This window comes from Vibrio sp. R-1 (genome assembly GCF_035615595.1).
GTDB lineage: Bacteria > Pseudomonadota > Gammaproteobacteria > Enterobacterales > Vibrionaceae > Vibrio > Vibrio cholerae.
On the sequence record NZ_WPDC01000168.1, the window covers coordinates 1 to 2,044 of the forward strand.

General features: G+C 37.4%; 1 protein-coding gene and 1 pseudogene. Both read right to left on the minus strand.

The features are described 5' to 3' along the window. Nucleotides 1–457: pseudogene (locus tag GOU96_RS17290) on the minus strand (hypothetical protein); the annotation flags it as partial. A gap of 674 nt (nucleotides 458–1,131) precedes the next feature. Next, entirely contained in the window at nucleotides 1,132–1,893 is a 762-nt protein-coding gene (locus GOU96_RS17295) for a hypothetical protein (protein WP_267783224.1), read from the minus strand. Nucleotides 1,894–2,044: the final 151 nt, after the last annotated feature.

Sequence of the window (2,044 nt, forward strand, 5' to 3'; positions counted from 1 at the left end):
CCCCTTTAAGGGCTACCGTATCACCGGTGACCATCTCCCCATCGGGCGGTAATGACGCATTGGGAAATACAATGACGTGATTTTCAATATCTGCAGAAGTCTTAGGTGGGTTGTTCACATCATAAATAAAATAGCCCAAGCTATTTCGATATCCAGCACCTTCGCGCAAAAAGCGCAGTTTAACGGTGGCTATACCCTTGAAATCGGGGTCCAACTCAATTTTGGTATAATCGTCACTGGCAATAAATTCAGGTTTGACCCGAATCCCTTCCGGTAACATCGAGTAGACATTGTCCAGAATTTTCGCTGGAGGGGGTTCGTTAACGACCGCTACAGGCTTCCCTTTCTGACTATAACCCACATCCGGCGAGCCGGTCATCCAGCTAAAGTCTACCGCACTAGCCGGTACCGCTAGCATCAGACTTGACAGAGAGATCAGTGTACTGAGTGATCGCATCACACTACTCCTCGTTTACATTACTTACTGTAAAGCGTAGATGAGGATCACAAAGGTGCTTAAGTCTAAATCATCATATATCTCGACATTATCGTGCCGAATACTTAGGCTCAGGGCGAAAATCAGGTTGTATCAATAGCGCTCGTCTCTATCTTCCCCTCTCCCGCTCTCTCCTCACCGCTCAATCGCACTGTGACAATTGGATACCGGAAATCAAAAGGTAAAACACTTTATAATCAATATCTTATAAACAACACGTTCAATAAATAAGCTACAAAACCAAAAGAAACGAATTTTACAGCTCATTATTTTTCAATGAGTTAAGTTGAATAGTGATGCGCTCCATACACATCTAGCCCTCCCCTCATCCACAGGATAGTGAAACAAGACATCCATCTCACTATTCACACCTTTCATCTGCCAACAGTAGACAGTTCTTTGGCAGCATTCGTATCATTCCTGAGAGACAAAAAATCATCTCATGCCCTAGCTAGGCATATTGTTTTTATTAAATAACAACTCATAAAGTGCTCTAGGTAGCTGCATAGTATATGGAAAGTTTCCGTATAATAAATTGTTATCAGTGATTTAATGTTGTTTATGATTTTGTCGAATATCTGTCTTTAGATATTTTAGCTCTAAAACTCATCCATATTAATAAGAATGATTTCAATTTATCTGAATGTTAAACCCCCCTTCATTTTTCGGTTCTGATAGTTAACTTTTCTTAATGGAATATCCATTAAAACGCTAACTGTATGTTTTGATAAACCTTGCTGAAGTAAATTACGACATATTTTAGTACCTTGTGATGATAAACTGCCATTAGTGAGAAAATTGTTTTTATCTTTGGGGTGAATTTTATAATTGTCAAATTTTACACTGGCTAGTTCTTGATTGACTCTGTCTATGATGCTGTCTCTTTGATTATATAATTTATCTATTCTCTTTGATAATCTACAGTTCTCTTGCTCATAATAGCTATCAGCGAAAGAGAAATGGAAGCTGCGCATACTAACTTCACTTATATCATTCCATCGCTGTTGAATTTTATTTTTATAACATAGCAATCGTTCAAGTGCAGTATAGTCATATTGTAACTTGAAATGTTCGTGTTTCGCGTAGTCCTTAAATTCGAGTTTTAAATCTTGAGTGAATTTATAAACCTCATGAGCGATAGTGTTTCTAATGTCAATTATATTTTTTAGATCCGTAATTTCGTCTGCGGACAAAATTCCATCAGAAAGTAGTCGAGTCCAAATCTGCGGCATCACTTTTGCTTTAGTGTCGAAATATCGCTCATCAGTTTCATTAATAAAATAATTAGATGCTTTCATTGAGCCTATTAGGTACTTACGTAGATCTTCAATATGAAATATTAAGCGCATCATTTCATTTGTTCGGTATTTTAATATCAATGCTTCTAAATTATTCATTTTCAACTCGCTTGCATCGATGAGATGAGCATATGGTTTTGCACTGAGGCCTCATGACGTATGGTATCGTATTTCGTGGGTTTAATCACTTGATGCGTTTTTTTTGTGAGCAAAACTGGAAAATGCTTAATAATTTATTCCGTTTAGATAC